General features: G+C 64.9%; 7 protein-coding genes. 2 read left to right on the plus strand and 5 right to left on the minus strand.

Features of this window, described 5'->3' with window-relative positions; all coding sequences use genetic code 11:
* The first annotated feature begins 6 nt into the window (after positions 1-6).
* Both ACOQFP_RS24010 and mftM read left to right on the plus strand, forming a co-directional pair.
* Entirely contained in the window at positions 7-333 is a 327-nt protein-coding gene (locus ACOQFP_RS24010) for a LuxR C-terminal-related transcriptional regulator (RefSeq protein WP_421585756.1), read from the plus strand.
* 261 nt (positions 334-594) lie between these two features.
* Positions 595-1422, plus strand: a complete 828-nt coding sequence (gene mftM, locus ACOQFP_RS24015; protein WP_421585757.1) for a mycofactocin oligosaccharide methyltransferase MftM — start codon at positions 595-597, stop codon at positions 1420-1422.
* A gap of 82 nt (positions 1423-1504) precedes the next feature.
* Here the strand turns inward: mftM and ACOQFP_RS24020 are convergent, their stop codons facing one another.
* The 5 genes from ACOQFP_RS24020 to ACOQFP_RS24040 all read right to left on the minus strand — a co-directional run bounded on the left by ACOQFP_RS24020 (position 1505) and on the right by ACOQFP_RS24040 (position 7490).
* Positions 1505-2185, minus strand: a complete 681-nt coding sequence (locus tag ACOQFP_RS24020) for a MadR family response regulator transcription factor (RefSeq protein WP_421585758.1) — start codon at positions 2183-2185, stop codon at positions 1505-1507.
* The gene (locus ACOQFP_RS24025) at positions 2182-3573 is read right to left on the minus strand and encodes a MadS family sensor histidine kinase (RefSeq protein WP_307830902.1); all 1392 of its coding nucleotides are present in this window, start codon (positions 3571-3573) and stop codon (positions 2182-2184) included. Before ACOQFP_RS24025 ends, ACOQFP_RS24020 begins: the two co-directional genes overlap by 4 nt.
* Positions 3570-4778: an iron-containing alcohol dehydrogenase gene (locus tag ACOQFP_RS24030; protein WP_421585768.1), complete on the minus strand. Its 1209-nt coding sequence runs from the start codon at positions 4776-4778 to the stop codon at positions 3570-3572. The genes ACOQFP_RS24025 and ACOQFP_RS24030 overlap by 4 nt, the downstream gene beginning before the upstream one ends.
* 160 nt (positions 4779-4938) lie before the next feature.
* Positions 4939-6456: a MadC family VWA domain-containing protein gene (gene madC / locus ACOQFP_RS24035; protein WP_421585759.1), complete on the minus strand. Its 1518-nt coding sequence runs from the start codon at positions 6454-6456 to the stop codon at positions 4939-4941.
* Complete coding sequence (locus ACOQFP_RS24040) at positions 6453-7490, minus strand: MadB family AAA-type ATPase (RefSeq protein WP_341243354.1); 1038 nt, start codon at positions 7488-7490, stop codon at positions 6453-6455. The genes madC and ACOQFP_RS24040 overlap by 4 nt, the downstream gene beginning before the upstream one ends.
* Positions 7491-7551 lie beyond the last annotated feature (61 nt).

Raw genomic sequence — 7551 nt, forward strand, 5'->3', positions numbered from 1 at the left:
TTTTTCGTGCTCGAACAGATGCTGACAGCGGCGACACATCACTCGTTCCGGCGACCGGAGCGGACGACACCCGATGCACACTCGACGGTCCGAGACCCGCATCACCGCAAGCCTGCGCTGAGCGCCCGCGAGATCGAGGTGATGCTTGCCTGGTTCGCCTCCGACTCGAAAACAGTTGCCGCTCGCTCCGTCTACATCTCGGTAGGCACGATCAATACCCACATCACCCGAATCCGACAGAAGTACGCCGCAGTGGGCCGCAGCGCACCGACGAAGGCGGCACTGTTCGCACGCGCCCTGCAGGACGGTCACACGCATCTGTCCGAGTGGTGACTGTTGCGTAGGTTCCAGCTCGCCGCGTAGCCGGTCGACCCGTGGCGGTCAACCGTCCATACGGGTGGTGTCCGGCCCGTCCGGCGCGCGAGGTGAACCTCGGCCGAGCAGCCCGAACTACCTCGAAACTGCCGAACCGAGCGCTGCGTGTGAGACGCTCGACGTCACCGATGACACAGACTTCACCGGGACACAGTTCGTATGCAGCAGATCTCGTCGAGCGCTGACCGTCCGTAGCCCGACGAGCAGAGAGGGCTTTCGATGACCGAATTGGACGCACTCGCACCGAGCCCCGATCACGTGTGGGCGCACGAGAACGTGGTGGTCCGTTACCTGCGCGGGGTCGAGTTCGACGCCGTCCGAAATGGCTCCACCGTGCAGGTCTGCCACGGCCTGACCGAGACCGAGATCGGCGAGTGCCTCGTTCCGGTGGTCACCGAGCAGGCCCGCCATGTGGGTCTGTCGCAGCGCGAGTTCGAGTTGGTGTTGGTCGGCCTCGTTCGCACCACCGTTGCCGATCCGATCGAGGCCTGGTCCACCTACTACCGCAACTCACTGAACGAGCTGCTGGCCGGCACCGCTGATTTCGCGGCTGTCCACGCTCGCGCAGAATCCTTGGTCCTCGGTTCGGTGCTCGACATGGGTTCGTGCTTCGGCTTCTTCCCGCTGCGACTGGCGACGAAGGGCCACAGTGTGACTGCGACGGATGTGTCGGCAGGCACCATGCGGCTACTCGCCGCCGTCGCCCCACGTCTCGGGGTCACGCTCGACAGTGTGGTGTGCGACGCAGCGGATGTTCCAGTTTCCGATGGCAGCGTCGATACCGTGACGGCACTGCATCTTCTCGAGCACGTCGATGCCGAGACCGGTTCTCGGATCGTGGCCGAGGCGCTCCGAATCGCGCGCAGGCGCGTCGTAATCGCCGTACCCTACGAATCCGAGGCAACGGCCTGCCACGGACATGTCCGCACGTTCGACGAGCCCGCGTTGATCGAACTGGGCCTGTCGACAGGCGTGCGGTTCCAGACCTCGGAGCACCACGGCGGATGGCTCGTCGTGGACAAGACCCCGGCACCCCAGTTCGTCTGAACGGACATCTGCGCCGCGCTCGACCGACCCGCACGGCTCCCGGATCGGTCGAGCTCACCGATCGGCGCGGTGCAGGCTCACATCAAATCAGACCCTGTTTGCTCGCCGCGTACACCGCCTCGGCCCTCCGACTGACCGCCAGCTTTCGCATGATGTTGCTGACGTGGAATTTCACCGTCGTTGCCGAGATGAACAGTTGTGCTCCGATCATGTTGTTGGACAGCCCCGTAGCGAGCAGACGAAGCACTTCGAGTTCACGCTCGGTGAGGCGCTCGATACTGCTCGGCGTGCCGTTCAGTGATCGAACGACGGCCGAAGCGCTTCTCGAATCGAAAGCACTCTCCCCGCGGGAGACGGCCCGGATCGCCCTGACCAACTCGGTGGTGTCGACATCCTTGACCACATACCCCCGGGCTCCGGCGTGCACGGCTTCCACCACGAGCCGGTCATCGAGAAAGGTCGTCAACACCAGTAGCCCGATTCCGTTGTGTGCCTTGGCCAATTGCGCACACAGTGCCAGACCCTCGTAATCCGAGCTGGCGGAGAGCTTGAGATCCATCAACACGATGTCGGGTTCCACCCGAGCCACGACGGCCAGACCCTCCTCCCGACTGGAGGCCTCGCCCACGATCGTCAGATCCGACTCGCGTTCGAGTACCGATCGCAATCCGTCGCGCAGGATTGCGTGATCGTCGACCAGCACGATGCGTACCGTGCGCCCCGAAACCTGCCTGGCGTGGGTGCCAACCGTCGGAATAGTCACTGTGTCTCGCCCTTCTCGAATTCTCCATGCGAGGGAATGCGCGCCGCAACACGCACACCCCCGATACGGGCGCGCCGGATCTCGAAGACGCCTCGATGCTCACGGGTGCGGGCCGCCATGTTCGCCAATCCTCGGTGCCTGCCGTCCACGTCGGCGGACTCGGCCATCTGCAACATCATGCGCAGATGGGCCGGGTCGCCGTTTCCGTCGTCGGCGATCGAGAGTTGGACGTGATCGGCCGAATAGGTCAGTCGAATGATCGCCCGCGACGCACCGGAGTGCACCGCAGTGTTGAACAGGGCTTCGCCCGCGATGCGGAGCAACGAGTGCTCGCATTCACTGCTCAGCTCCACCGGAGTTCCCTCCACGCGCAGCGAGACCTGCAGCTCGTCCGGCATGTGCACCACGGAGAGTTGTTCGAGCATCTCGGGCAGAGACGTTCGATCGGCGTCCTGAGGGTGATTGAGCGCGTAGATCGCCGACCTCAACTGATCCACTGCTCGACGCGTCAGATCCTTGGCGAGATCGAGCCGTTCACTACGCTCCTCGGCCGAGATGTCGCTACGGCATACCTCGATCTGCATCCCCGCCGACAGCACGGCCTGGGTCACGCTGTCGTGGAGTTCACGGGCGATGCGGTGGCGTTCGTCATCGAGTACCTGATGCCGGTGAGCCGCACCCAGTTGTCGTTGTGTCAGTTGTAGTTCCGCATTGCGCGCCGCCAGATCGGCCGCCGTTCGGTTGGCCTGCGCGTAGGCATTCTCGGTCCGCTCCAGCAGTTCGCGCCGACTCTGGAACAGCGCCGAATTCTGCAGGGCCACCGCGGTTTGGCTGGCGAGAATACTCAACACTGCTGCGTCGGTGGCGTCGAGCACCCGTCGCTCTCCGGTCCACGCGGCAAAGGCCCCCACCACACCTCCGTCGAACGCGATGGGCACGAAGGCGTGATGGGCAGAGATCACCGGAGTCAGGCCGTCACCGCAGGTCGAATTCCGAATCGACTCGAGGCAGTCGACGACATCGTCCGGCAGCGGCGGTCCCTCGACATCGTCGACCAGGAACGGCGTCGCGTCCGGCCCGAGAACCAGCCGTCGCGGGCCGGCGTCCGGGAAGACGCCGTCGGCGAGAGCGAACACCACCCAGCGCGCGCTCAAATGGGCCCGAGCAGCCTCGGCCACCGCGCACACCAGGGTTTCCGGACCGTCGACCGTGCGCACCAGCGCCCGCGAAATCAGCTCGAGCGCATAGACCACGCGTTCCAACCGTTCGGCGGCGCCGCGGTACTGAGGATAGAAGGTGTTCTTACCCGAGCGCAGGCCGGTCAGCAACGACAGATCGGGCCCGGCGGGCACCTCCACCCCGTTCGTCACATCAGGTCTCGAGGTCACAGCGCTGTCCTGAACAGATCGACCATCTCGCGGTGCGTCGCAGAACGCGGATTGGTGGACATGCAGGCATCTCGTAATGCATTGGTGGCCAACACATCCAGATCCGACTCGCTGACTCCGATCTGAGCCAGGCCGGACGGTACACCCACCTGACGAGCAAGTCCGTCGACGCGATCCGCGACGGCCATCGCGGCCTCTTCGGGCCTGGCCCTGCCCTCGGGCAATCCGAGGCTCGTCGCGATCGCCACGTACGGCAGCGGATCCACTGCGGCGTTGAATCGAATGACGTGCGGCAGCAGCACCCCGTTGATCACCCCGTGGGGAAGATCGAGCAACCCGCCCACCTGATGGCTCATCGCATGGGTGGCACCGAGAATTGCGTTGGTGAACGCCAGGCCGGCCTCGAGACTGGCCTGCGCCATCGACCCCCGGGCAGCCATGTCGGCGGGTTCGTCGATGGTGCGAGCCAGGTGCGACATCACCATCGTGACGGCGCGGAGCGCATGGTGGTCGGTGAGCTGGTTGTGCCCCAGCGAGACGAATGCCTCGATTCCGTGCGTCAGAGCATCCAAACCTGTTGCTGCATTGAGCCATTCGGGCATCGTGGTCAGCAACACCGGATCGATCACGGTGATGTCCGGAACGAGCGCTCGGCCGAGAATGGTGATCTTGGTCGACCGCGCCGTGTCGGTGACTATGCAGAACTGCGAGACATCGGCCCCGGTGCCCGAGGTGGTCGGCACCATGACCAGAGGCGGGATCGGCCGCGTCGCTCGATCGACCCCCTCGTAGTCGAGGATCCTGCCGCCGTTACCCGCGAGGATGGCGACGCCTTTGGCGGCATCCATCACCGACCCTCCGCCGATGGCGACCAGCACATCGCAACCGGTGGCGGCGTAGTACTCGTGCCCCGCCTCGATCTCGGCATCCTTGGGATTGGGTGTCAACGCACTCCAGACCTGCGGATCGAGCCCCTGGTCGGTGAGCAGGTCGACCAACTGTCCGGCCCAGCCACTGTCGATCAGTCCCGAATCCGTAACGAGCATCGGCCGTTCACCGCCGAGTCGGCGGGTCGCGTGCGCGACCTCGCCCAGCGAATCCGGACCGAACACGATCTCGGGCGCGTGAAACTTCAGGACCCGGGGAGCCTCGGCCCGGCTACGCTGCGAGTCCAGGTCGTGCAGAGCCTTGCCGACATCCGCCATCGCTACCTGGTCCACCGTTCACGCCCTCGCTGTCCTTCGCTCCGAAAGAATCCGGATCTGTGATTCAGGTTACAACGTTACGGGTGTGCCGCGTCCGAACCCACCAGCGCCGGGGCAGGTTCTCACCTGCCCGATCGGGCAGGTACCGCCACCGGTGAGGTCAGGACAGCGCGTGTCCCAGCTCGGCCGCCTGCGCCGTCAGTTGCTCCCCGTCACGCGCCACCACCACACGGTCACAGAACGGCTCGTACTCCTCCATCGAGCACGCTGCTTGCGCCCAGTAACGGCGGGCCTCGGGGGTGATCCACGCGATCCGATGCACCTTCGACCGAATTTTCTTCAACGCCTCCAGCCCCGGCGGCCGTCCGTTGCATCGACCGTCTCCCACGATGATGACCGCAGTACGCTTGTTCAGAACCTCTCCGTGCGAATCGAGCAGATCCGCGAAGGTCCTGCCGTAGTCGCTACTCGCTTCGAGATCCAGTCGTGCGTCCGCGAGCACCGCAGCCAGCGCACCGTCTCCGGTACTGCCGAGCAAGGTGGTCGTCACGTCCACCGGTGAATCCACGAAACCCAGCACCGTGCAGCGGTTCGCCCGAGCATGCATGGCCTGCGCGAGCCTGAGAGTGAACGCCGTGATCGGCCGGACCGACAGTGAGACGTCGGCGAGAACGAGGAGCCGGACCTTGTCGGGCACCGGAGTTTTCGTCACCAGGCGGAAAGGTGTTCCATCGGTACGCAGACTGGACCGGACGGTGCGCCGCATGTCGAGCGGGCCGCGTGCATGTTCGCGCGGTCGAGGCCGAGGAGTGCCCCGCATGTGTTTGAGCACCTCGTGACTCGCGCGCTCGATCTCTGCGTGCCGGCCGATCGTCTGTGCCGCGCCGTCGACCGGCACCGGCGAGGACATCCTCCCGGTCAGATCCCCCAGCGCTGCCACGAATTCCTCGACGGCATCGGTGATGCGGTCGAGCATGGCCGCGCTCAGGGGACCCGAATCACCACCGTCGCCGTAGACGCTGCTCGGGTCGTAGGCATCGAACCACGCCAAGATACTCGACGGGTCTTCCCAGTTCAGTTGTCCGGCAATCGCTCCGCTGGTGCTCGACGCCAACTCCCCTGCCGCCGTCGATCCGGACCGCTCCAGGTCGACGGTGTAGGTGACCCCGCGACGACCCATGTCACCGTCCGTGTCGATCGACAGATCGTGATCCTCGGAGGAAAGACTGATGTCGTCGTCGTCCTTGTGTGGATTGAAGCCCTTGTCTGCTTCCGGGGTGTCGAGCAGATCCCCGATCTCGACGGCACGCTCGTTGTACTCGGCGTACTTGGCGGCCTCCCGGTCTGCTCCCACATCGAGGTCCGTCGGTAGTCCACCCGCCACCTGCGCACCCACGGAACAACGATGCTCGTCCGTGGCGCTGTCGATGTGCGCCACGAACATCGACTCGAAGGCCAGATCGAAACCGTGCTGTTCGTGCTCGTACTTGGCGCAGGTCGCGCGCAGTGCCGCACGCAGGATCGTGAGGTCACGGGCTCCGAGGAGACCGAGGACGCGTCGCACCTCGATGACCTCGGCCGGCGACGCAGCGACCCCGAAGCGCCTGAGCGTTCGACCGAACACCGCCGCCAGCACATCGAGTACCACCGATGCCGAGAACGTACGGTGCCCGGTCATCGTCGTATTCCGATGCCGCCCTTGTCGCGTCCACCGTGTCCTCGGAAGGCCGTCGCGGTCGTATTGACGACCGTTCCCAGTGATGTTGCCACCGAGGATGTCTCGGCCACCGGTCCGGCAAGTGCGATCTTCATGTCCGAGGAGTATTTGACCAGCGCGGCCAGCAGATATTTTCGGGTCTCGTCGGTATGGCCGAGAACCGAAGCGATTCGAGCCGCATCGATCACCTCCGAGATCGAGGGGCTCTTGCGTAGCGGGAGCTCGCGCAATTGTGTTGCCAGATCTACGATCTCGGCCACCATCTGTGTGGGCACCTCGGGAGCGCGAGCGGTGACGATCTCGCGTTCGCGCGCCGCCGTCGGGTAGTCGAGATGAAAGTGCAGACAACGCCGCTTGAGGGCCGAGGACAACTCACGAGTGTCGTTGGAGGTCAGTATCACCCATGGGTCGCTGCGGGCAGTGAACGTGCCGACCTCGGGGATGGTGACCTGCTTCTCGGCGAGCACCTCGAGGAGCAGTGCCTCCATCGACTCCTCGGTTCGGTCCACCTCGTCCACGAGCAGTACCACCGGCTCCTCGGACAACACCGATTCCAGCAGGGGACGTACCGACAGGAAGGCTTCGGAGTACAAGCCGAAGTCGCGAGCGGCGAGCATTGTCGAGGCGTCGTCGATGTCGGTGACGTGCTTGGTCAGCGCGCCGATGTGTTCGCGGAGCATCTGCACATGCAGAAGCTGCTTGGCGTAGTCCCACTCGTACAGGGCTCGGTTGTCGTCCAGGCCCTCGTAACACTGCAGGCGGACCAGTTTGCGACCGCTCGCCGCGGCGAGCGCCTTGGCCAGTTCGGTCTTTCCCACGCCGGCTGGGCCTTCGAGCAGCAGTGGCCGGTCCAGCGCTGTCGCCAGGTGCACCACGGTGGCGAGGTCGTCGTCGGCGATGTAGTCCTGCTCTCCGAGCGCGCGCTGCAGATCTGCGGCATCGGTGAATCGAACGGTTCCGGTGTCGTGACTGCGCACTGTCGACAGCGAGGTCATGTGCTTCCTTTCAGACGGCGCAGTGGTGCGGTTATGTGCCGTCTGGGGCACATAACCGCAC

It is taken from the genome of Rhodococcus sp. MALMAid1271 (genome assembly GCF_049195265.1).
GTDB lineage: Bacteria > Actinomycetota > Actinomycetes > Mycobacteriales > Mycobacteriaceae > Rhodococcoides.

Coding starts and splice junctions, on each gene's coding strand:
- madC (WP_421585759.1), bottom strand. CDS start 6,456: ATGACCGGGCACCGTACGTTCTCGGCATCGGTGGTACTCGATGTGCTG.
- ACOQFP_RS24040 (WP_341243354.1), bottom strand. CDS start 7,490: ATGACCTCGCTGTCGACAGTGCGCAGTCACGACACCGGAACCGTTCGA.
- ACOQFP_RS24030 (WP_421585768.1), bottom strand. CDS start 4,778: ATGGCGGATGTCGGCAAGGCTCTGCACGACCTGGACTCGCAGCGTAGC.
- mftM (WP_421585757.1), top strand. CDS start 595: ATGACCGAATTGGACGCACTCGCACCGAGCCCCGATCACGTGTGGGCG.